General features: G+C 74.1%; 18 protein-coding genes and 1 pseudogene. 8 read left to right on the top strand and 11 right to left on the bottom strand.

Annotated elements, in window-relative coordinates; translation table 11 throughout:
- Positions 1-86 precede the first annotated feature (86 nt).
- Positions 87-1,199 (bottom strand): mechanosensitive ion channel family protein, encoded by a 1,113-nt coding sequence (locus tag H305_RS0124265; RefSeq protein WP_028802684.1) that lies wholly within the window; start codon positions 1,197-1,199, stop codon positions 87-89.
- 272 nt (positions 1,200-1,471) lie between these two features.
- Here H305_RS0124265 and H305_RS0124260 point away from each other — a divergent pair, with 272 nt between their 5' ends.
- Positions 1,472-2,008 carry an HNH endonuclease gene (locus H305_RS0124260; protein WP_028802683.1) on the top strand — a complete coding sequence of 179 codons (537 nt, stop codon included), beginning with the start codon at positions 1,472-1,474 and terminating at the stop codon, positions 2,006-2,008.
- 52 nt (positions 2,009-2,060) lie between these two features.
- On the opposite strand, the gene H305_RS0124255 is transcribed toward H305_RS0124260, so the two are convergent.
- From H305_RS0124255 to H305_RS0124230, 6 genes are all read right to left on the bottom strand, one after another.
- Positions 2,061-2,702: a hypothetical protein gene (locus H305_RS0124255; protein ID WP_234021035.1), complete on the bottom strand. Its 642-nt coding sequence runs from the start codon at positions 2,700-2,702 to the stop codon at positions 2,061-2,063.
- A 5-nt stretch (positions 2,703-2,707) separates the two neighbouring features.
- Entirely contained in the window at positions 2,708-4,120 is a 1,413-nt protein-coding gene (locus tag H305_RS46935) for a hypothetical protein (protein WP_078629226.1), read from the bottom strand.
- Between the two features lie 134 nt (positions 4,121-4,254).
- Positions 4,255-5,049, bottom strand: a complete 795-nt coding sequence (locus tag H305_RS0124245) for an ABC transporter ATP-binding protein (RefSeq protein ID WP_199791454.1) — start codon at positions 5,047-5,049, stop codon at positions 4,255-4,257.
- 65 nt (positions 5,050-5,114) lie between these two features.
- Positions 5,115-6,056, bottom strand: a complete 942-nt coding sequence (locus tag H305_RS0124240; RefSeq protein ID WP_028802680.1) for a zf-HC2 domain-containing protein — start codon at positions 6,054-6,056, stop codon at positions 5,115-5,117.
- A complete protein-coding gene (locus tag H305_RS0124235) occupies positions 6,053-6,655 on the bottom strand; it encodes an RNA polymerase sigma factor (protein WP_037765091.1) in 603 nt (200 codons plus the stop codon). Before H305_RS0124235 ends, H305_RS0124240 begins: the two co-directional genes overlap by 4 nt.
- Positions 6,656-6,706: 51 nt before the next feature.
- The gene (locus H305_RS0124230) at positions 6,707-9,973 is read right to left on the bottom strand and encodes a beta-N-acetylglucosaminidase domain-containing protein (protein WP_028802678.1); all 3,267 of its coding nucleotides are present in this window, start codon (positions 9,971-9,973) and stop codon (positions 6,707-6,709) included.
- A gap of 314 nt (positions 9,974-10,287) precedes the next feature.
- Here H305_RS0124230 and H305_RS0124225 point away from each other — a divergent pair, with 314 nt between their 5' ends.
- The 3 genes from H305_RS0124225 (at position 10,288) to H305_RS0124215 (ending at position 13,161) form a co-directional block, all read left to right on the top strand.
- Positions 10,288-10,566, top strand: a complete 279-nt coding sequence (locus tag H305_RS0124225) for a hypothetical protein (RefSeq protein ID WP_028802677.1) — start codon at positions 10,288-10,290, stop codon at positions 10,564-10,566.
- On the top strand, positions 10,567-12,807 hold the full coding sequence (gene malQ / locus H305_RS46930; protein ID WP_078629216.1) for a 4-alpha-glucanotransferase: 2,241 nt from the start codon (positions 10,567-10,569) through the stop codon (positions 12,805-12,807). It abuts the gene before it with no gap.
- 114 nt (positions 12,808-12,921) lie between these two features.
- On the top strand, positions 12,922-13,161 hold the full coding sequence (locus H305_RS0124215) for a hypothetical protein (protein WP_028802676.1): 240 nt from the start codon (positions 12,922-12,924) through the stop codon (positions 13,159-13,161).
- A 236-nt stretch (positions 13,162-13,397) separates the two neighbouring features.
- Here H305_RS0124215 and H305_RS0124210 read toward each other — a convergent pair whose 3' ends face one another.
- Positions 13,398-14,003 (bottom strand): TetR family transcriptional regulator, encoded by a 606-nt coding sequence (locus H305_RS0124210; protein ID WP_028802675.1) that lies wholly within the window; start codon positions 14,001-14,003, stop codon positions 13,398-13,400.
- 178 nt (positions 14,004-14,181) lie between these two features.
- Between H305_RS0124210 and H305_RS46925 the strand changes: the two are divergent.
- Positions 14,182-15,729, top strand: a pseudogene (locus H305_RS46925) (FAD-dependent monooxygenase); the annotation flags it as partial.
- Between the two features lie 18 nt (positions 15,730-15,747).
- On the opposite strand, the gene H305_RS56095 reads toward H305_RS46925, so the two are convergent.
- Complete coding sequence (locus H305_RS56095; protein ID WP_028802674.1) at positions 15,748-16,368, bottom strand: MarR family winged helix-turn-helix transcriptional regulator; 621 nt, start codon at positions 16,366-16,368, stop codon at positions 15,748-15,750.
- Positions 16,369-16,564: 196 nt separating this feature from the next.
- Here H305_RS56095 and H305_RS0124195 point away from each other — a divergent pair, with 196 nt between their 5' ends.
- A complete protein-coding gene (locus H305_RS0124195; RefSeq protein ID WP_028802673.1) occupies positions 16,565-17,524 on the top strand; it encodes an EamA family transporter in 960 nt (319 codons plus the stop codon).
- A 353-nt stretch (positions 17,525-17,877) separates the two neighbouring features.
- Complete coding sequence (locus tag H305_RS56435) at positions 17,878-18,102, top strand: hypothetical protein (protein WP_028802672.1); 225 nt, start codon at positions 17,878-17,880, stop codon at positions 18,100-18,102.
- On the opposite strand, the gene H305_RS46915 is transcribed toward H305_RS56435, so the two are convergent.
- Both H305_RS46915 and H305_RS0124180 read right to left on the bottom strand, forming a co-directional pair.
- Positions 18,059-19,255 (bottom strand): hypothetical protein, encoded by a 1,197-nt coding sequence (locus H305_RS46915; RefSeq protein WP_078629215.1) that lies wholly within the window; start codon positions 19,253-19,255, stop codon positions 18,059-18,061. The two genes, H305_RS56435 and H305_RS46915, sit on opposite strands and share 44 nt — an antisense overlap.
- Positions 19,252-20,550 (bottom strand): ThiF family adenylyltransferase, encoded by a 1,299-nt coding sequence (locus H305_RS0124180; protein ID WP_028802671.1) that lies wholly within the window; start codon positions 20,548-20,550, stop codon positions 19,252-19,254. The genes H305_RS46915 and H305_RS0124180 overlap by 4 nt, the downstream gene beginning before the upstream one ends.
- Positions 20,551-20,938: 388 nt before the next feature.
- Between H305_RS0124180 and H305_RS0124175 the strand changes: the two genes are divergently transcribed.
- Entirely contained in the window at positions 20,939-22,204 is a 1,266-nt protein-coding gene (locus H305_RS0124175) for a M14 family zinc carboxypeptidase (RefSeq protein WP_028802670.1), read from the top strand.
- Positions 22,205-22,274 lie beyond the last annotated feature (70 nt).

Raw genomic sequence — 22,274 nt, 5'->3', positions numbered from 1 at the left:
GGGGCCGAGGGGGCGTCAAGAGAAACCGCCCCCGAGGCAACAGACTCGTTACCTGCGGGGGCGGTGTGCCTGCCTGCGGGGCCGTGCTACCTCGCCGGGCCGGGCGGGGTGCCCGGCGCGACGGCCGGTGCGGGGATCGGCGCGACGGCGGCGGTCTGCGGCGACGCGGGGTTGGCGAGGGCGGAGGGCGCCGCGACGTTCTCCGTCGGGTCGGGCGCCTCCTCCTCGGGTACCGCGCTCGGGCCGCCGACGATGCGGATGTCCGCGGCGTCGAAGGCCCGCTTGATGCGCCAGCGCAGCTCGCGCTCCACGGACAGCGCCTTGCCGGGCATGGTCTTGGCCGAGACACGCACGACCATCGAGTCGAGCAGCACACTGTCCAGGCCGAGCACCTCGACGGGGCCCCACAGCTGCTCGTTCCACGGCTCGGCCTTGCTCATGGACTCGGCGACCTCGGTGAGCACGGACCGGACCTCGTCCAGGTCCTCCGACGCGCGCACCGTGACGTCGACGCCGGCCGTGGCCCAGCCCTGGGAGAGGTTGCCGATGCGCTTGACCTCGCCGTTGCGGACGTACCAGATCTCGCCGTTGTCGCCGCGCAGCTTGGTGACGCGCAGGCCCACCTCGACGACCTCGCCGGAGGCGACGCCCGCGTCGATCGTGTCGCCGACGCCGTACTGGTCCTCCAGGATCATGAAGACGCCGGAGAGGAAGTCGGTGACCAGGTTGCGGGCGCCGAAACCGATCGCCACACCGGCCACACCCGCGGAGGCGAGCAGCGGGGCCAGATTGATCTCGAAGGTGCCGAGGATCATCAGCGCGGCGGTGCCCATGATCAGGAACGACGCCACCGAGCGCAGGACCGAGCCGATGGCCTGCGAGCGCTGCCGGCGGCGCTCCACGTTCACCAGCAGGCCGCCCAGCGAGGTGCCGTCGACCGCCTGCGCCGTGCGGTTCATGCGGTCGATGAGCTTGGTGATCGCCCGCCGGACGGCCACTCGCAGTACCGCCGCGATCACCAGGATCAGCAGCACCCGCAGTCCGATGGCGAGCCAGGTCGACCAGTTCTGCTGGACCCAGCTCGCGGCGTTGGTCGCACTTTCCTGGGCGTCCTGAAGCGTGGCGGTCGCCGGGTCCGTCGACGTCGAGGGGGACGGCGAAGGCGTCGAACCGACGGCCAGTAGGACGGGCAGGGACACGGCAGGTACCTCCAGGCGTAGCGGTCCGCCCGCGGCAGGGGACACAAGAAGGGCACCGTCGGGCAGAACCACCACACTAACGGGGCATCGTGTGGGGATCGTTGCAATGTTCGAGGGAGAGACCGTGCTCACCTGGGGATGAAGGGGGTGTGGTCGAAAACACTCCCAGCCCGTTACCGGGACATGGTGGCGCTTCCACCAGGCATGAGGGGAGACTGACTGCAGATCGTCCCGGCGCGAGCCACGCGCCGCCGGCGTACAAGGAGGCATCCGTGCCGCATGTCCTGGTCCTCAACGCGTCGTACGAGCCCCTCGGCGTCGTACCGCTCCGCCGCGCGCTCGTCCTCGTCCTCGAGAACAAGGCTGTCTGTCTCGAGGAATCCGGCGCCTTCATGCACAGTGCAACCGTTACTGTCCCCGCACCCAGCGTGGTCCGGCTGAAAAGGTTCGTGCGGGTCCCTTACCGGGGGCCCGTTCCGCTGACCAGGCGAGCACTGTTCGCCCGCGACGGCGGCCGGTGCATGTACTGCGGTGGCGTCGCAACCAGCGTCGACCACGTCATCCCGCGCAGTCGCGGGGGTCAGCACGTCTGGGACAACGTGGTGGCGTCGTGCCGCCGCTGCAACCACGTCAAGGCCGACCGCCACCTGGTCGAGATCGGCTGGCGCCTGCGCCACAAACCCGCCCCGCCGACGGGGCTCGCGTGGCGCATCATCGGAACCGGGCATAGGGACCCGCGCTGGCTGCCATACCTGCAGCCGTACGGCGCGGACGACGCGATGGCCCGGATCGACGGCATTTCCGCCTGACGATCCGGGCTTTTGCATACCCCGTCCCGGTTCCGGGCCGTGAGACCCCGCGTCAGGCGCGGGGTCCTTCGGGGCGGGCACCGCGTGCCGCGTAGAGTGCCGTCCCGATCACGAAGAGTGCGAGGCCGACGACCCAGGCACCGCGCTGTGGACCCGGTTGCATGGACCAGGCCAGAACTGTCGCATTGCTCACACGGGGCGAGGAGGCCGAGAGGTACACGGCGCCGAAGTAGAGCGTCGGCGGCATCCAGCTCAGCCGGGCGTCGATCAGCACGGCCGCCGCCGCGGTGATGCCGACGGCCCCCAGAGTGTTGCGGATCATGGCCGCCGCGCCGAACTCCTGGGAGTGCCCCGGCACGGCGAGGGCCAGCAGCGCCGCCGCGAGCGCGGTCAGGACCAGCAGGTGGGCCAGGCGCCTCGGCCACCACGGGCGTACGGCGGTCTCGTCCAGGTCGCGCGTGTACGTGTGGAGGCTCACGCCGATCGCCGACGAAGTGAGCAGCGGGGCGAGCGAGATCAGCGGCACTCTGCGGTACGGGTCGAGATAGGTGTCCGGACGGCTCGCCACCCACAGGGTGAGGAGCGCGGCACAGACCAGGGCCGCCAGGGTCGCCGGGATACCGCGGGAGCGGGCGTAGAGGGCGAGCGGGGTCGGCGCCGGGCCGGGTACGGCGTTCCCTCTGATTCTCTGTATGGCCTTCACAGGGACGGGACCTCGCTCGGGTTCGGGTCGCACTGCGTGACCGTCGCGAAGTAGCCACTGAGCCAGGAGCGGCGTTCGCCGTCGGCCATGGCGGTGAGGTGCGCGTACGCCTTGTCCTCGGCGCGGAACCTTGCGAGTTCCTCCGTGTCACCGCGCTGCCGGGCCTGCGCCACGGAGTGGTCGCGTACCTCCTCGAACAAGTGATCCGGGGCGAGCCAGCGCAGGACGGCCTCGTCGGTGACCTGCACCCGCTGCGCGGCCGGCGATTCCTCGCAGTCCCGACGGACCAGCATCTGGGCGGCCTCCCACGCGTACCGCTCCGGATCGGTCACCTTGCCGCGGACGGCGCTCCAGCCGAACGGCTTGAGTATCGGCAACTGTGCCTCGTCCCGGTGCGGTGATCCCCCGAGGTCCTCGTAGCGGACCGGCAGGTTCTGCACACCCTTCAGACGGCCGGTGAGACCGGACAGCGCGTGGGTCACCTCCGGCAGCAGGCCCGGATAGGTGGCGTTGACGCAGACGCGCGGTGTGGTCGAGTCGTCGCACACCTGCCGGTGGGCGAGCGGGTTGTCGCGCAGCAGCCCGTCGCCCGTCTGGACCAGGAGGACGGCCGCGCCGAGCGCGGCCGCGAGCGGGAGCAGCGCGGTGGCACGGCGGTACGCGGTGTGGACCAGGACCGCGGCGGCGGCGAGCCCGGCCGTCCATACGGCTGACACGAGCGGATACCACCAGACGACGAGGTTTTCGTCACCGAAGGGGTGGACCGAGGCGAGCGCGAGGTAGCGGAGACCGGACCGCCCGCTGCCGACGATGCCGAGGACGACGTATCCGCAGATCGCGAGCACGGGAGCGGTCAGCCGGAAGGGGGCCGCCCGCCCTGCCGTGTGACCGAGGACCGCGCAGGCGGCGAGCGAGAGGGCGGTCCCGGCGTGGACGATCGGCACCGGGCCGCCCGCCGAGGCGTACGGCGCGCAGGCGAGCAGCGCTCCCGCGACGACCACCAGGTAGGCCGTCGCCAGCCAGCAGGCGAGGGGCAGGGCGGCCGTCAGGAATTGGACGAGAGGCGTACGAGCGGTCGAGGCGCGCAGCTCCGTCATCCGCAGTCTGCGCTCCCGGCCGCCCTGCCAGGCGCCCGCGGCGAGCGCGAAGGGAGCGCCGATCAGGCCGGCCGCGGTGCTCAGCGTTTCGGTCGTCGCGCCCCAGCTGCCCTGCCACTGATCCGCTTTGGTGGCGATGGGCCACGCGAGAGCGAGGAGCAGCCCCGCGCCTGCCCAGGGGGCGAAGCCACGCAGGGACTCGACGCGGAGGGGGTGGGGAGCGGACCGGGGGCGAGGTCCGGGGGCAGACGGATCCGGGCGGCTCGTGGTCTGCTGACGGTCTGCGCCGGACTGGTGGGTCCGCGTGTCCACCGGGTGACCGTCCTCGACCTGCCGGTCCGACGGAGGTGTGTCGTCCGGTCCGGTTCGCCGACTCGTACGACGGCCTCCGAGGGCCGGGGCGTGCGTGCCGGCCGGGCCGTCTCCGTCCGGCTGGATGCGTACGTTCATCGGCCGGCCCCCGCCGCTGTCGCCGAGCGGTGGCCGCGCAGGGCCGCCGTGTAACCGCGCTCGATGGCGTTGCCGTCGGACTCGTGACCGTTCGCGCCGAGGGCGGCGAGCGAGCGGGGTGTGCCGCGGTAGGCGACCTGGCCGGCCTCGATCAGGGTCACGTTCGTGCAGGCCGCGGCCACGTCCTCCACCAGGTGGGTGGAGACGAGCACGGTCGAGGTGCTGCCCAACTCCCGCAGCAGCGCACGGAACTCGACGCGCTGTTCCGGGTCGAGGCCCGCGGTGGGTTCGTCGAGGAGCAGGACGCGGGGGTCGTTCACGATGGCCTGGGCGATGCCGACGCGGCGGATCATGCCGCCGGACAGGGTCTTGACCTTCGCGTCGATACGGTCCGCGAGGCCGACCCGGGCCACGGCCCGTTCGACCGCGGCCGGGGCGCTCGCGGCCGACAGCTCCTTCAGCCACCCCGCGTAGGCGACGAACTCCCGCACGGTGAAGCCCGGGTAGTACCCGAAGTCCTGTGGCAGATAGCCGAGTTCCCGGCGGACCGCGCTGCGCTCCCGGTGGCCGTGGAGGTCGCTTCCGAGCATCTCCACCTGGCCCGCGGTGGGCTTCGCGACCGTGGCGAGGACACGGACGAGTGAGGTCTTGCCGGCGCCGTTGGGGCCGAGCAGACCGTGGACGCCGGGGCCGAAGTCCAGGTCGACGGAGTCCAGGGCGGTGGTCCTGCGGTGCCGGACGGTCAGCCCGGACACCCGTATGGCGGTGGTCCGCGGACCGCCGCCGTCCATGGCCGCGGCTGTCCCGGGAAGGTCATCGCCGCTCAAGGCCGGCATGCCGGTCGTGCGGTGGATGTTCACATCGTCTCCAGACGGTCGTATGCGCTGCGGCGCGCGGCGAGGAGGAGGGCGCAGAGCGCGGCCGCCGCCGCCCAGCCCCCCTGGAGCGAGGCGCCGGTGAAGTAGAGGGAGAGCTGCTGCGTGAGCCGGGCCGTCAGGCCGGAGCCCGTGGCCGAGAGGGCGGGGGCCGCGAGCGCGAGCAACCAGCCTCCGCCGACCACCGCCGTCGCGTTGCGGCAACCCACGTACCCGGACAGCACGAGCGAGGCCAGCGTCAGGGCCAGGCCCGGCAGCAGCCAGGTGGCCGCCGCCGGCGCCGCGGGCAGGCGGGAGCCGGAGGGCGGGAGCAACAGCCCCGCCGCCGTCAGCAACGGCAGACTCACCGCCAGCACGGCGGACGTGCGCATCAGCAGGAGGCGCAGCCCGCCGGAGGGAGAGGCCGCGACGATCTCGTGCAGCGGATCCGCATGCCGCCCGTAGGAGAGGGCGACCCCGGCCACGGGCACGATCGGTGCGACAGCCAGCAGGAACGGCCGCGCGCTCGCCGACCCGCCCCCGTACGCGAGTGCCACCGCCCCCACGGCCACCAGCACGACGGCCGCGGACCAGGCTCCACGCAAGGCGGGGCCGGCGGCCCAGGCGATCCGAGCGAGCCGCCCCCCGACGGCCCGTGCGCCCCTCGGCACCGCCGGTGCGGAGGCGGAAACCGGGACCTGGGTGGTCGCGGGGGCCGGGGTGCGCGCGGTGGCCGGTGCCGGTTCGCGTACCGCGTTCAGAACCGCGCCCCGTACCTGAGCCAGCATCACTCCGGCCGCTCCTGCGCGTGCCGCGTGCGAGACCCGTACGGCGCACGGCCCGCAGTTCTCCAGGTGTGTCTCCAGGGACCAGGCGTCCGCCTCCGGAAGGGAGCCGTCCGCGTAGCGGGTGACGAGGTCGTCGGGGGCGTGCCAGCCGGTCATGCCGGGCCTCCCAGCGGGGACGGGGCCAGGGACGGATTCAGAGGGGAACTCAGGGGCGGGTTCAGTTGGGCGAGGGCGGCGCGGAGTTCGGCGCGGGCGCGCATGGCGCGGGTCTTCACCGTGCCTTCCGGGATACCGAGGAGACGGGCGGTCTCCCGCGTGGTCAGCCCGTCGACGACGGTGGCCCGCAGCACCTCGCGCAGTTCGGGGGAGATCCGGTCCAAGGCCGTGCCCACGTCCCCGTACTCCAGGCCCGCCAGCACGCGCTCCTCGGCGGAGGGCGCAGGCGTCGGCGCCGCGTACTCCACACGCTCCGCCCGCTCCTGCGTGCGTCGCGCGTCCACCAGACGGCGCGCCGCGATGGTCCACAGCCAGCCGCCCACCTCCACGCCCCGGTGCGCGCCGGCCGACCGCCACACGGCCACGAAGGTGTCCTGCAACACCTCGCGCACCACCTCGGGATCGGCGCATCGTCGGGTCAGCCGCGTGTGCAGCCACCCGGCATGCCGGTCGTACAGCGCGGCCATCGCCGCCGAGTCCCCGTCCGACACGGCCCGCAGCAGCGCTGCGTCCGTGTCGTCCTCCCGGTGGCCCCTCATGGGGCGGAACAGTCTCACACCCCGTCTATCGCCCGCCCCGGGGCCATCGGTTCATTCCCCCGCGGTCTTCTCCGCGACTTCGTACGCCTCCACCGACCAGAGCGAATACCCGTACCGCGTGGCCCGCTTGAGCCCCTGGACGCGGACGTGGCGTACACCGCGTTCGTCGAAACGGACCGACTCGCGCCCGCCCCGGCCGTCCCGCACCGCCGCCGCCGTGCGCCAGGTGCGGCCGTCGGCGGAGACCTGGACCCGGTACTCCGACGGGTGGGCGTCCTGCCAGTGCAGCACGACCTGGCCGAGGTGCGCCGGTTCGGCGAGCCGTACCTGCCACCAGGCGCCGTCCTCCACAGGTGACGACCAACGCGTCGCCGGGTCGCCGTCGTTCGCCGCCGCGGCGGGGAAATCGGGCGTCTCGTCGCCCGAGGAGGAGGCCGTGCCGGTCCGGGCCAGGTCGGGGCCCGCGGTGCGGGGGAAGGCACGCACCGTCAGGGTGCGGGTCTGCGAGCCGAAGGCGACGGTGACGGTGTAGGAGCCGGCCGGTGTCCCCGGTGGCACGGTGACCTCGACGGGGACGTCGACGGCCGTTCCGCGCGGGAGGGCGGCAGGCGCCCGCGGGACCTCGGCCCGGATGCCCTTCGGCGCCTTCGCGGTCAGTTCGCCGTGCACGTCGGCCGGGCGCAGCGACGTCAGCCGGGCCGTCACCCGGCCCGTGCCGCCGATCTCCACGTCGGTCTCGGAACGCGCCAGTTCCAGCGCGGCGGCCGGGGAGTCGGCGAACCACGGCACGAGATGGCGCACCAGCAAGGGCCGGGGGCCGGTCACGCGGACGGCGTCGGCGCGCAGCCCTGCCGCCGTCGCCCCGCCTTCCCCGGCATCCTCGCCCGTGCCGTTCCCAGCCGTGTCCTTCCCGGCCGTGTTCTTCCCTGCCCGGACCTCCGTCGCGCCTCCGGCCGCGAGGGGGCCGAGCCGCCGCCAGCCCTCACCCGGCACGTGCGCCTCGACGGAGCCGGCCGCGCCGGGCTCGGTGAGGACGCTCACGGCGGTGAGGGTGCGGGCGCGCGGGAAGCGGACGGTGCGGCCGTCCGTGGCCGCACCGTGCTCCGCGGCCGGTTCGTGGCCGAGGCCCGCCCACGACCCGTACGCCCCTCGCGCCTTCTTCAGGAACGTGTCCAGCACCCCCTCACCGACCGTCACCTCGCTCGCGGCGATCCCGGCACGCAGCCGGCCCAGGGTGCGGTACGCCGTCCAGGCCGCCGTCGCGTCGCCGCCCGCCTGGGCGCGCAGCATGTCGACCGCGGTCTCGCCGGCCTCCCCGTAGCGCGCCAACTGCTCGGCCCAGGGCGCCACTTCGACATCGAGGGTGCTGTCGGACAGCCGCTCGGGGGTCTCGCGCATCACGGTGAACGCGGCACGCAGCCGACGTGCGGCCGTCTCGTTCGCCGTCCGGTCCGTGCTCGTCCGCGCCTGCCAGAGCGCGTCGATCAGCGGGCGCAGATACGCCGACTCCTCGCCGCCGAGGACGGAGGACGCGTCGTTGCCGGCGAGGGCGCGCAGCGCCTCCCCGCGGTCCGGGTCCCCGCCCGCCAGGTCGTCCACCGCCGCCCTCCAGGACTCCTGGGGGCGGTAGTCCCGTGGGTTCCACGCATAGTCGGCGGCGGTGAACAGAGGGATGCGCGAGGCCACGGCCTGCGGCATCGCGTTCGCCAGCAGCGCCGCCGAGCCGGTGGCGACCGCGGGCTCGCGTCCCTGGTACGGGCCGAGGAAGATCCGGTCCCGCGCGTAGTCGTTGACAGGGTAGTTGTCCATGGTGACGAGCCGGTGGCCGCCGAACGCGTCCCGGGCGCGCGCCAGTTCGGCTCCGGTGATCGTCCTCGGCACGACGCCGACGCCGGTCCAGGCGATCTCGATCCCCTCGTCCAGGGCGCTCGCCAGCTCCCGGCGGTAGTCGGTCGAGCCGTCCTCGTAGTACTCCGTCGGCATCAGGGACAGGGCGGTGGTGTCCGGGCGGCGCTCGGCGAGATACCGGGCGACCGTGTTCGCCACCCGGGCCTGCGCCTTCGCGGCCGCCTCCGGGCCGGAGCCGAAGGCGTGGGCGTCCGCGCCGCAGTGCCACTCGCTGTAACTGACGTCCTGGAACTGGAGCTGGAAGGACCGGAACCCGAGTGCCCACATGGCGTCGAGCTTGCGTGTCAGGGCCTTCACGTCGGCGTCCGACGAGAAGCACATCGCCTGGCCGGGGGCCACGGTCCACGTCAGGGCGACGTGGTTGCGAAGCGCCCGCTCGGTCAGCTCCCGGAAGTCCGAGCGTTGCGCGGCCGGGTACGGCTCCCGCCAGCGCGCCTGCCGGTAGAGGTCGTCGCCGGGGGCGTACACATAGCGGTTCTGCTTGGTGCTGCCCATGAAGTCCAGCTGGGACAGGCGCTGTTCACGGGTCCACGGGGTGCCGTAGAAGCCCTCGGTGGTGCCACGCACGGGCGTGCCGGGCCAGTCGCGGACGACGACGCCCTTGATGCGCCCGTCGGAGCCGACGAGCTGACGCAGTGTCTGCACCGCGTGGAAGAGGCCGTCCTCGCCCACTCCGGCCAGCACCACCGTGTCCCGGCCGTGCGTGCGGCCGACGGCCAGCCGGTAGCCCCCGGCGGGCAGGTCGGCGCGGGGGGCGGCGCCGAGAGCCGTGAGGACCCGCTCCAGGGAGCTCGCACCGGCACGCGCGCCAAGGCCGTGCGCTCCCTCGGAGGCCCTGCTTCCGGCGTGTCCGCCGAAGGAGTGGCGCGAGGCCGGGATCGAAGGGGAGTGCGAGGAGCCGGTGACCTTCGTGCTCATGCGGCCGCGTGCGGCAGGCGTGCCCGTCGCGGCGCCGCTGTCCGTCGCGCCCCGTACGCCGGACCGGGGCGCGGCTGCCGGGTCCTCGCCGAGGCGCACCACCAGCGCACCGGCCGGGAGTGCGTCCCCGTCGCGCACCGTGGTGATCTTCCGCGCGCCGGCCTGGCGCAACAGCGCGCGCAATGCGTCGAGGGCGTACGGATCGGTCGTCGCGCCGGGCGCGTACGGACCGGACCCGGCGGTGGGGCCGGATGCGCCCGGCACTTCGGTGACCAGGACGACCTCGTCGGTGACCGTGACCTCGGTGCCGCCGGCGCGCAGCGACTGGGGGCGCGGCCAGACCGCGGGCTGCCCGCCCCCGGTGGGCTCGACTTCGTCCGCGGACGGCAGCGGTGACACAGGCGCGGCGACGGCGGCGGGCGCCGATCCCAGTGCGCCCGCGACAACGGCGAACGCGAGCGCGGCCGCCCCTTTCCCACGCCGGAGCTGCACGCTCCCCCTCCTCGTGGCCCGGCTCCCCGGCAGCCCTGTGCCCGGTTCCCCGACAGCCATGTCGCTGAGGCGCCGAGCCCACCATCCGCGTGGTGAGGGTGTCAATGAGACTGGTCGAAGTGCGAAGATTGCCCAGATTTGGAGTCACACCACGGAGACAGAATGTGACCAGGAGCACGTTGTCCGCCCTTGTACGTCTGCCATCGCGCCCGCTGGGTAGGGCTGCGTTGACCGCCAGGGCCGGAGCGCGCGGCACGACTCCGCGGGAACCGCCCTGGGCCGCCGTACTCGACGTACTCGACAAGGAGGCCCCCGTGGCCGCATCGGCACACCTTCTGCTCTCGGCCCTCTCCAAACGCGAGGCGGAGCTGTCCGCCGAACCCCAAGGCGCCTACCTGTGCCTGCTCAGCGCCGAAGGCGCCTGCGCGGAGGCGCCGCTGACCAGCGAACCCCCGCTGCCCGACGCCGAACCGCTCACCAGCGAGCCGCCGCTCACCGACGCCGTGCCCCTGACGAGCGAGCCCTCCCCCCGGCTCTCGGCCCTGCCCGACCAGGGGGCGCCCCCCTACCCCGGCGCCGTGTCGGAGGTCTAGATGCCACCTCGCCGGCCCGCCGATCCACCGCAGGCGCCGTCACCGACGCCCCTGTCGCGGCTCGCCGACCTGCACGGCGTCGCCACGTCCTACGAGCCTTCCCCGGGCCGTACGGTCGCCGCGTCCGACACCGCGCTCGTCGCGGCCCTGGCGGCGCTCGGCGTCGACGCGGGCACCCCGGACGCCGTGCGCGCCGCCCTCACGGCGCGGGAAGACGCGCTGCGGGGACGGCTGCTGCCGCCGACGGTGGTGTCCTGGGGCGAGGGCGCCCCCGCGGCGCTGGCCGCCCTGCCGGACGGAACCCGGCTCCGCATCGTGACCGAGCAGGGCGAGACCCGCGCCCGGCCCGAACAACTCCCGCCCGGCGTACACGCCCTGCACGCCGCCGCGCCCGACGGCCGCACCGCCGACGTCCACCTCGTCGTCGCGCCCGCTCGCCTCCCCGCGCCGCCCGGACGCGCGTACGGGCTGCTCGTCCAGCTCTACTCCCTGCTGTCGCGACGCTCCTGGGGCATGGGCGATCTCGGCGACCTCGGGGAGCTGGCCGCCTGGGCGGGACGGGCACTCGGTGCCGGATTCGTCCAGGTCAACCCGCTGCACGCGGCCGTGCCCGGCACACCCACCGACCCGTCCCCCTACCGGCCCTCCTCCCGCCGCTTCCCCGACCCGGTGCACCTGCGCGTCGAGGACATCCCCGAGTACGCCTACGCCGACGGCTGCGACCGGTCGCTGCTGGAACGCGCCGAACGGCTCCGCGACTCCGTACTGACCGAAGGCGCCCTGATCGACCGCGACGCCGTCTGGGAGCTCAAGCGCGAGGCGCTCGAAGCCGTGTGCGCGGTGCCGCTCGGTCCCGGTCGGCAGGCCGCGTACGCCGACTTCCTCGCCGAGGAGGGCGAGGCCCTGGAGGACCACGCCACCTGGTGCGCGCTCGCCGAGCTGTACGGATCCGACTGGCGGCGCTGGCCACCCGGCCTGCGCGACCCCCGCTCGTCCGAAACCGCCCGAGCCCGGGGCGAGTTGATGGACCGCGTCGACTTCCACAGTCGCCTCGCCTGGCTCACCGACACCCAGCTGACCGCCGCGCAGCGGGCCGCGCGCGACGCGGGCATGGCGGTCGGACTCGTGCACGACCTCGCCGTCGGCGTCCACCCCGACGGCGCCGACGCCTGGGCCCAGCGGGAGTACTTCGCCGCGGGCATGTCGGTCGGCGCGCCCCCGGACGCCTTCAACTCCCGCGGTCAGGACTGGGGCCTGCCGCCCTGGCGTCCCGACCGGCTCGCCGCGTCCGGCTACGCCCCCTGCCGCCGCCTCCTGCGCGCGCTGTTCCGGCACGCCGGCGCCCTGCGCATCGACCACGTCATGGGCCTGTTCCGGCTCTGGTGGATCCCGCAGGGACACCCGCCCACCGAGGGCACGTACGTCCGTTACGACGGCGAGGCCATGCTCGCGATCCTCACCCTGGAGGCATCCCGGGCCGGAGCGCTGGTGATCGGTGAGGACCTCGGCACCGTGGAGCCCGGTGTGCGCGAGACGCTCCAGTCACGCGGGGTGCTCGGCACCTCGGTGCTGTGGTTCGAACGGGACTGGGACGGTGACGGACTCCCGCTTCCCCCCGAACGCTGGCGCGCCGACTGCCTGGCCACCGCGACCACGCACGATCTGCCGTCCACCGCCTCCCGGCTCACCGGCGACCACGTCGAACTCCGCGACCGGCTCGGCCTGTTGACCGGCTCACTGGAACAGGAACGGGCCGCGGCCGCCGCGGACACCGGGGAGTGGCTGGCGCTGCTCGCCCGGCTAGGGCTGCTGCGCGGCGCGAGCGGCGGCTGCGCGGCGGTGTCGGAGGAGGCCGAGATCCAGGCCGTGCACCGGTTCCTGCTGCGCACCCCGGCCCGGCTGGTCGGCGTCTGGCTCCCGGACGCCGTGGGCGACCGCCGTCCGCAGAACCTCCCCGGCACCTGGGACGAGTACCCCAACTGGCGCCTGCCCGTCGCCGACGCCGAGGGCCGGCCGGTGACCCTGGAGGACCTCGCCGCCTCGCCCCGGCTGCACGCCCTGATCGACGTGGTGCGGGGACGCGCGGCGGGGGACCGGGCCGTGCGGGACGGCGCGGGTGCGGCGGACGGTTCGGGCCCGCGGGACGGCGTGGGTGCGGGGGACGGCACGGGTGCGGGGGGCGCCCGGGCGGCGGGGCCGGTTGCGGAGGCCGACGGAAAGACGGCCGGGACACCGGCCTGAGGGCGCGCAGGACCCGCGTCCCGGGCCCCGCGCGGGGGTGCCCCGGAGGCCCCGGGGCCTCCGTACGGCACCCCCGGGCGCGCGACTCATTCAGGTGTTCGCTACGTTTGCACCGTGGACAAGAAGAACGCCCTGCGCGCCGGCGCCCTGGCTGCCGGTACGACGCTGATGATGCTGCTCATGTCGTCCCCCGCGCTCGCGCTGACCCGCGACGACGGCGACGACCCCGGCACCGGCCTGAGCGTGATCGACACCCTGGGCCTGTACGTGGCGCTGCCGATCGTGCTGTTCCTGGTCATCGCCGGCCTCGTGATGGTCCTCGACAAGTCCGACAGGCCGCAGAAGCAGAGCTGACCCGGGTACACCGGTTTCTTCACTTCCGTCGAGGGAGTCCGCGCACGTGTCGCGCGGGCTCCCTCGATGTGTTTGTCCCGCGCCCGTGGTGCCTCCCGCGCCGGGCCCGTAGCGCCGCACCCCCTGTGCCCCCTGCTCCGGTGGCGCCGGGTCCGCCCGCCCCGCAGCGGAAGGTCCGCCCGTGCTCATGCCGCCGGGTCCGCTCGTGGCGAGGGTGATCGGGTCGGCTTCGCGGCCTACGGGTGCGGCGCCGTCAGGTACCGCTGGACCGTCGGGCCCAGCCAGGCCACGATCTCCGCACGGCTCAGCGCGACGGCCGGGCCGATCCGCAGGACGTAGCGGGTGAGGGCGAGCCCGAGCAGTTGCGAGGCGCACAGCGCGGCCCGTGCCGGCGCCTGCTCGGGATCGGGGCAGGCGCGTCGTGCGACCGGCGTGAGCTGGTCCTTGAAGATGCCCTGGAGGCGCTCGGCGCCCGCCTGATTGGTGACACCCACGCGGAGTATCGCGGTGAGGACGCCGTTCTCCTCCCACATGTCGAGGAAGTGGCTCACCAGGACGCGGCCCACGTCCCGCGGATCGAAGCCCGCCGGATCCGGCAGCCGCAGGTCGACGTCGAGGACGGCGGCGAACAGCCCGTCCTTCGAGCCGTAGTAGCGCATGACCATCGACGGGTCGATCCGGGCGTCCCTGGCGATGGCGCGGATGGTGGCGCGCTCGTAGCCGTCGGCGGCGAAGCGGGCGCGTGCCGCGTCGAGGATCGCGGTGCGGGTCGCGTCGGAGCGGCGGGGCGCGGGCGCGTCCGTCGCCGCCGACGTGGGTGCGCGGTGTTCCTTGAGTGTCATGCCAACGACCGTAGGCCAACACGTGTTGACAGTCCAGTGAGGTCGTCCTATGTTGGCAAACAAGTGTTGGCCAACAAGTGTTGGCAAGCGGGAGGCCCGGATCGGCCGACAGGTGCTGCGGGTCAACCGCGGTTGGCCCATCACCGTTGGCCCACAAGCGTTGGCATCGGAGGTCACCATGAAGGACCGCACGCGGAACGCACAGGCCATGCGCGGCACGCATGAAGAACAGCCCGCCGAGCCCCGCGCCGCCGCCGCGGACGCCACCGCCCCTCGCCGTCCGGCGACGCGCCCCGCCGTCGACCCCCGCGGTGTCGTCGTCGTCGGCTCCGGCCCCACCGGGCTGCTGCTCGCCGGTGACCTCGCCGCCGCCGGCGTTCCCGTCACCGTCGTCGAGAAGCGGCCGCACGGGATCAGCAACCTCTCCCGGGCCTTCGTGCTGCACGCCCGCACGCTGGAGCAGCTCGACGCCCGCGGCCTCGCCGACGACCTGGAGCGCGAGGGCCGGCGGCTCGACCGTCTCCAGCTCTTCGGCGCGTTCTCCCTCTCGCTCGACACCCTCCCCTCCCGCTTCAACCACCTGCTCGTGATCCCGCAGTACGAGGTGGAGAAGGTGCTGGTGCGCAGGGCGGAGGACGCCGGGGTGCGCTTCCTGTACGAGACCGAGGTGACCGGTCTGGGCCAGGACGCGGACGGCGTGACGCTGACGGTCCGCCGTCCGGACGGCGCGACGGCGGAGCTGACGTCGGCGTACGTCGTCGGGGCCGACGGGATGCGCAGCGTGGTGCGGGCGGAGGCCGGGCTGCCGTTCCCCGGCAAGTCGGTGATCCGGTCCGTGGTGCTCGCGGACGTCCGGCTCGACGAGGAACCCGAGTCGGTGCTGACCGCCGACGCGGTCGGGGACGCCTTCGCCTTCCTCGCTCCCTTCGGCGACGGCTACTACCGGGTGATCGGCTGGCACCGCGGCCGGAACGTCCGCGACGACGAGCCGCTCGATCTCGACGAGGTCAAGGAGATCACCCGGCTCGCCCTCGGCCGCGACTACGGCATGCGGGACGCCCGCTGGATGTCCCGCTTCCACAGCGACGAACGCCAGGCGCCCGCCTACCGGGTGGGGCGCGTCTTCCTCGCCGGTGACGCCGCGCACGTGCACACCCCGGCCGGCGGCCAGGGCATGAACACCGGCCTCCAGGACGCGGCGAACCTCGGCTGGAAGCTGGCAGCCGTCCTCGGCGGGCACGTGGACGCGGCCCTGTTGGACACCTACCAGGCGGAGCGCCACCCGGTCGGCCGGGCCGTGCTGCGCAGCAGCGGCGGCATCGTGCGGCTCGCGATGGCCAAGTACCCCTGGACGCTGGCGCTGCGCACCGGGCTCGGCGCGATCCTGAGCCATGTCGGGCCGGCCCGGCGCAGGGCGCTCGGCCAGATCACGGGCATCGGGTACGCGTACGGGGCGCCGCACGGCTCCCACCCGCTGGTCGGCCGGCGTATCCCGGACGTCGCGCTGAGGAGCGGCCGGCTCTACGAGGCGTTGCGCGGCGGCCGGTTCGTCCTGATCGCCCCGCGGCCCCACGCCGCGCAAGGCCGCGCGGACCGCCTCGCCGTGGAACGGTGGGCCGACGACAGGAGCACGACGGTGCTGGTGCGGCCCGACGGACACGTGGCCTGGGCCGCGGAGTCCCCGGATGCGGCGGCGGTCGAGGCGGCGCTCAAGACCGCGCTGGGCGCGCCGGGCGACCGTCGCCTAGAGGGCGGTACTGGTCAGCAGTCGGCGCAGCAGGTCGGCGAGTTGGCCGGCCCGGGCCTCGTCGAGGCCGGCGAGCGCGTCGGTCTGGACGGCGAGTCCCGCCCCGACGGCCTCGTCGATCAGGCGCAGTCCCTCGTCGGTGAGCGTGACCTGGAGTCCGCGCCGGTCGTGCGGATCGGGTGAGCGGCGCAGCAGTCCGGCACGCTCCAGTTTGTCCAGGCGTCCGGTCATCCCGCCGGTGGTGAGCATGAGTGTCGCCGAGAGCTGCCGGGGGGAGAGCGTGTACGGGGCGTCGGAGCGGCGGAGCGTGGCGAGCACGTCGAATTCGCCCCGGGAGATCCCGAAACGCGTGTAGGCCTTCTCCATCCGGTCGCCCATCGCCCGCGAGAGCCGGAAGATCCGCCCGAAGACCTCCATCGCGGTGGTGTCGAGGTCCGGCCGCACGGCGGCCCACTGCTCGATGATCGCGTCGACGGCGTCCTTGTCCGGCGCGGCGTCGGCCGGAGCCTCGGCGGCGGCCTCGACCAGGCCCTCCGTGGAGACCTCGGCGGAGTCGTCGACGGGGTTCTCGACGGGGTTCTCGACGGGGTTCTCGACGGGGTCCTTGGGGGTGTTCATGCGGGTGAGTATCCGCCGACGCCGGATCGGTCGCAAGGAAGTAGCTCACAAGAGAGTGGATGGGCGCTGAGTAGATCAGTAAGAAGCGGCTTGACGATAAATAGCTTGCCAGTAAGCTACTCAGGGTCGAGTCGTTCGCGGCCGACGTGCTTGTCCTGGCCCAGTTCTCGCCGGTCCACTGGAAATCGGGTGCCCCATGGCCATGAACCGCCCCGCCCTCATAGCCCTCACCGCGCTCGCCCCCGTGTCCTGGGGCAGCACGTACGCCGTCACGACGGAGCTGCTGCCCGCCGACCGCCCCCTGTTCACGGCGGTGATGCGCGCCCTGCCCGCCGGACTGCTCCTCCTCGCCCTCGCGCGGGTGCTGCCGCGCGGCGTCTGGTGGGGCAAGGCGGCGGTGCTGGGCGCGCTGAACATCGGCGCCTTCTTCCCGCTGCTGTTCCTGTCCGCGTACCGGCTGCCCGGCGGTATGGCCGCGGTGGTCGGCTCCGTCGGCCCGCTGTTCGTCGCGGGGCTCTCGGTGCTGCTGCTCGGCGACCGGCCGACCCTTCGCACGCTCCTCACCGGTGTCGCCGCGGCCCTCGGGGTCAGCCTGGTCGTGCTGAAGGCCGCCGGGGCCCTCGACACGGTGGGTGTGCTCGCCGCGCTCGCCTCGACCGCGTCGATGTCCACGGGAACCGTCCTCACCAAGCGCTGGGGACGCCCCGACGGGGTCGGGCCGCTGGCGCTCACCGCCTGGCAGTTGACGGCCGGCGGACTGCTGATCGCGCCGCTCGCTCTCGTGGTCGAGGGCGCGCCGCCCGCGCTGGACGGCCGCGCGGTCGGCGGCTATCTGTACCTGGCGCTGGCGAACACGGCCCTCGCCTACTGGCTCTGGTTCCGCGGTATCGGGCGGCTCTCCGCCACCCAGGTCACCTTCCTCGGACCGCTCTCGCCCCTGACCGCGGCGGTGATCGGCTGGGCGGCGCTGGGACAGGAGCTGACTCCGGTGCAACTGGCGGGCATGGGGCTCGCGTTCGGGGCGACCGTCCTCGGTCAGCTCCGGCCCCGCCCGGTGGCGGTCGGGACCGTCTCCGGGTCCGGATCTTTCAGTTCTGCCGAAAGGAATGCGCGAAAAGATCCGACGGACGTGACGGGTTCCGTGGTGCGACGGTAGCCGGGCCACCCACCCGACCAACGGGGAGGCGAGGCGTACCTGTGACAGTCCTGGACCGGACGCGAACGCAGTGCGTGCCCGCAGGGGGCCGCCGGGTCCGCCGAGACCACCGAGCCCGTCCACCCGCTCGCCACCGCGCCGGACGTGCGGCTCGCCGACTTCACCGCCGGGCAGTGGATCGTGGGAGCGCGGCTCCGGCGTGATCCTCACCCTCAACAGCGGTTCCGCGCACGGCAGTCCGATGACGGGCGGCACCGGGCCCGCGGACGCGGCGATCGACACGCTGGTGCGCCACCTGGCGGGGGAGCTCGGCCCGCGCGGACTGCGCGCCGTGGGCCCTGTGGGCGGCCGGCGTGCCCGAGACGCTGCCCGAGGAGGAACTCGCCGCGCTCGACAGCGGCATGGATCTCGACGAGAACGCCGTCCAGGGACTGCTGACCGACCTGGCGGGCATGCGGATGACCCGCCGCAACCCGACGCTCCCCGAGATCGCGGCCACCGCCGCATTCCTCGCCTCCGGCCACGCAGGCGGCATCACCGGCGTTCCTCGACGTCACCGGGGGATGTCGCCCGGCTGATCCTGCGCTCCCGGCGCCCGCGCCACCAGGTGCGGGCCCACAGCAGATGGATGCCGCCCAGCGCGACGACGACCGCCGCGGCGTCGAGGTTCCGCGCCGTCGGCTCCCCGGGGCCCAGCCGGGTCACCGCACGCGCGAACAGCGTGATGTCCGCGGGCAGGGTGACGGTGGCGAGGAACGCGAGACACAGCGTGGTGCCGACGACGAGGACCACGCTGTACGCGCGCACGGCCCGCCGTTCGTGGCGCGGGAGCCCGAGACTGGGGTCGGGCTCCCCGGTGCGGCGCAGCAGCCGCCGTGCCGCGTACTTCGTGTACGCCACCCCGTCCCCGTACAGGTCGCGGCAGCGCGTCACGTCCTGGAGCACGAAGTAGAGGTCCGTGCGCATGAAGACCATCAGCTGGAAGGGGAGCGGCAGCAGGGCGAGCAGGGCGACGGCGGCGAGGACCCGCCGGGCGGCGCCGTCGGCGGCCCCCGCGCCGAGTGCGGCGAGGCAGGACACCGTCAGATTCGTCGCGATCCCGGCGAGGTACGCGGTCAGCCGGTGGCGGCGCGGGGCGAGTTCGATGCCGCTGATGTCCGTCTGCATGACCAGGAACTGGAGCCGCGTGCCCAGCCGCATCCGACCCGGAACGCCGGTGGCGCGCGCGGTCAGCAGATGCGCGCACTCGTGCAGGAACAGCAGGCCCCAGCCCACGCCCGCGCCGAGGGCGATGACCGCGCTGCCGTGCGGGCTCCACAGCAGGGTCCGGTAGTTCATCGGGACCGGCGGACGGGTGAGCAGGGTCACCGCGATCAGCAGGCCGACGAGGCAGGGCGCGACGGGGCTCAGCGTCCAGCGCACGTGCCGCGGCCGTATCCCGGCGAGCGTCGGCTTCGGCGAGGCGGGCTGCGGTACGGCCCGGCCGTCCATCTCGGCGACGAACCCCAGCCCCACCAGGGCCTCCACGAAGTCCGGTACGTCGATCTCGTCGCCGGTCTCCACCCGCAGCCGTTCCCCGACCTCGGCGGCGCTCAGCCCCTGCGCGAGCAGGTCCAGCGCCTGCTTGCCGACCTCGGGAAGCGCGACGAACCGGCCCGTGGCCATCCGCCCGACGATCCATTCCTCGCCGTCGGGACGGGACTCCAGCGCGTGCAGGCGGACGTGGGTCACTCGGCCACCCCGCCCGCCCGGTCGCCGCAGGCCGCGCAGTCGAGGTGCCGCGGGGTGCGCTGGAGGACCGGGTCACCCGGCAGCATCAGGTTGATCCCGAAGCGGAAGCCGGGTTCGAGGGCCGGGACCCCGGTCAGCAGGGCGAGGGCCGCATGGGCGAGGAGGCCCCCGGAGAGTCCGGCGGTGACGGCGCTCGCGGGGTTCCAGGGCATGCGCGGGGAGGCGACCTCCGGGTCCTGGCCGGGCGCGAGGCGCAGATCGCGGCGGGCTGCCTCACCGGCGCGCAGACACTCCCAGCAGGCGCCCCGGCCGGGCACGTACACCCCCGCCGTCACCAGCGGGCCGCGGTAGCCGGCGTCGGCCCACGACAGGCCCGCGGCCAGACAGACCCGGTTCGCCCAGCGGCGGATGTCGTCGGGCCGGTCGGCGGCGAGGACGAGCAGGTCGTAGGCGGACGAGCGAGGCCCGGTGCCCGGCGCCGCGGCGGGCGGGTCCGGCCGGCGGGCGTCTTCCGGCAGCCCCGCGGCGGGCCCTGACGGGTCCGGGTCCCGGGAACCGGATACGGAGTGCGGGGCGAGGCCGTCGGGGTCCGGGTCCCGGGGGCCGGTCACGGAGTGCGGGGCGAGGCCGTCGGGGTCCGGGTCCCGGGCACCGGCCACGAGGTCCGCCAGGTCCGCCGGGCCCCGGACCTCGCGGCGCTCCCCGGTCACGGTGACGTCCGAGTTGACGGCCCGCAGCGCGGCGACCGCCGCCTCCGCCTTGGGGCGGCCGATGTCGGACTCGCGGAACAGGGGCTGGCGGTTGAGGTTCGACAGCTCCACGACGTCCGGGTCCACGCAGTGCACCCGGCCGACGCCGGAGGCGACAAGACTCTGCGCGGCGTGACCGCCCGTGCCGCCGACGCCGATCAGCAGGACACGGGCCCGGCGCAGCCGCAGCTGGGCGTCCCACGGGTTGCTGCGCGGGGCCAGGTCCATCCAGCGCAGCAGCGGCACCCCGCGGCTGTAGCGGACCCGTTCCCGCTCGGGCAGCGGCACGGCCGCGCCCGCGTCGTCCACGAACCCGGCGGCGAGCAGGTCCGCCATCGCCTGGCGGGCGTCCTCGCCGGGGAGGTCCGGGTGCGCCCGCGTCACCTCCTCGACCACCGCGGCCGGCCCTCGTGTGCCGTCCATCGCCTCGACCAGCGTCCAGACCCAGCCCTGCGGGTCGGCGATCTCCGCGCCGATGCCGTGAATGACGCTGCCGATGCGGACGTTGCCGTCGACCGTGCGATAGGCACGGTGCTCGGGCTTGATGCGGGGCCGCCGGAGTGCTTCGACCGTCACTGTCACCAGGATCCCTCCCGTTTACAGGCACATGCCTTGACACTCTGATCCCACGAGTCGAGCCTTGACAAGAGTGATCGACCATGAGGTCGGAGAGCGCAACCCCACAACAGAGGTGAGGAGTTGACGTGCCCACCAAGATCGTGATCCGCCCGCTGGACAAGAAGGAGACCACGGGCGACAGCAGCGGAGGCAACGGCGGCTGAGTGCCCCCGTCGCTCGGACAACACCCCTCAGCACACCCCAGGTTGTGAACGGAGAGGAGTCGGCATGCCTACCAAGATCGTGATTCGCCCGCTGGACAAGAAGGAGACCACTGGGGACAGTAACTCCCAGGGCGCCTGATCGGAGGACCAGCGTGCGGACACCGCTCCATCCGGTCTACCCGGCCGTCGACGAACTGGAGCGGCGGGCCCGCGCGCTGGTCGCCGCGGCACCGCGGGTGCTGCGGCTGCGCCCGGCCGGCGAGAGCCGCGCCGGGCACCCGCTGTGGCTGCTGTCCGCCGGGCACGGGGACCGGCAGATCCTCACCGTCGCCGGCGCGCACGCCAACGAACCGGTGGGCGGCACCTCCGTGCTCCGCCTCGCCACGCTGTTCGCCCGCCGGCCCGGGCTGCTCGAACGCCTCGACTGCACCTGGCACTTCCTGCTCTGCCTCGACCCGGACGGCGCGCGGCTCGCGCACGGCTGGACGCCCGAGGAGCCGCAACCCTCCCTGGAGGAGTGCCACCGCGCCTTCTACCGGCCGGCGTTCGCCCGCCAGCCGGAGTCGCTGCCCGCCCCCGACGAGCCCCGCGCACCGCTCCCGGAGTCGAGGGCGCTCGTGCGGCTGCTCGACGAACTGCGGCCCGTCGCACAGTTCACGCTGCACGGCATCGAGGTCGGCGCCGCCTTCATGATGGCGACGCGGGAGGTGCCCGGCGCGGCCGACGCCTTCAGGAGGACGGCCGCCCGCCTGCGGATCCCTCTCGACCGGCACCCCTGCGACGGCCCCGACTGGCGGCTGGACGCGCCCGGCGTCCTGTTGCTGCCCGACGAGCGCGGCGGCGGCGAACGGGACCCGAGCGGTTTCGTCGCCGAGAGCACCTGGCTCTACCCCCGCCGGTACGGCACCCTCACCGTCCTGGTCGAGACCCCGGCCTGGTGCGTGCCGGCGATGAGCGACGCACGCCCCGCCGGCGCCCCGGATCGGGAGATCGCGCGCGTCGGCGACGTCCTGCTGGGACACACCCGGGAACTCGCGGAGGCGCTCGGCGGCCGGACGGCCGCCGACGTACCCGACGACCTGATGCCGCTCTACGACGCGGCACGCGAACTCGTCGAGGTGGCGCCGTCGATCGTGCGGACCTGGGCCGCGGAGGAACCGAGCGCCCACCAGGGGCACTTCGCGACCCTCGGGATCTCCGCGCGCCGCATCCCGCTGCGCGCGGCGGCCATGATGCGCCGGGCCCTGGCCCGCACCCGACCCGACACGGCCGCCGTCCTCGCGGACCTCGTGCGAGAGTGGTGCCAGGAACTGCAGAAGTCGTACGACCTGCGGTGGGTGCCGGTGTCCGCGCAGACCGGACTGCATGTGCGGACCATGCTCGACACGGCCCGTCTGGTGTGCGCGCCGGGCGGGTGACCGGCCCGGTCACCCGCCCGCCGCCCGGCCCCGTCCGACCATGGCCGCCTGCCCGGCGACGCCATCCACG

The sequence above is a fragment of the Streptomyces sp. 142MFCol3.1 genome (assembly GCF_000424945.1).
In the GTDB taxonomy this organism is placed as follows: Bacteria; Actinomycetota; Actinomycetes; order Streptomycetales; family Streptomycetaceae; genus Streptomyces; species Streptomyces siamensis.
The sequence above is the reverse complement of the archived record's forward strand: the minus strand, read 5'-3'. Positions and strand labels throughout refer to the sequence as shown.

Excerpts from the sequence above, each read along its gene's own strand:
- H305_RS0124245 (WP_199791454.1), bottom strand. The coding sequence starts at position 5,049 with ATGGACGGCGGCGGTCCGCGGACCACCGCCATACGGGTGTCCGGGCTG.
- H305_RS0124240 (WP_028802680.1), bottom strand. The coding sequence starts at position 6,056 with ATGACCGGCTGGCACGCCCCCGACGACCTCGTCACCCGCTACGCGGAC.
- H305_RS0124235 (WP_037765091.1), bottom strand. The coding sequence starts at position 6,655 with ATGAGGGGCCACCGGGAGGACGACACGGACGCAGCGCTGCTGCGGGCC.
- malQ (WP_078629216.1), top strand. The coding sequence starts at position 10,567 with ATGCCACCTCGCCGGCCCGCCGATCCACCGCAGGCGCCGTCACCGACG.
- H305_RS0124210 (WP_028802675.1), bottom strand. The coding sequence starts at position 14,003 with ATGACACTCAAGGAACACCGCGCACCCACGTCGGCGGCGACGGACGCG.
- H305_RS56095 (WP_028802674.1), bottom strand. The coding sequence starts at position 16,368 with ATGAACACCCCCAAGGACCCCGTCGAGAACCCCGTCGAGAACCCCGTC.
- H305_RS0124195 (WP_028802673.1), top strand. The coding sequence starts at position 16,565 with ATGGCCATGAACCGCCCCGCCCTCATAGCCCTCACCGCGCTCGCCCCC.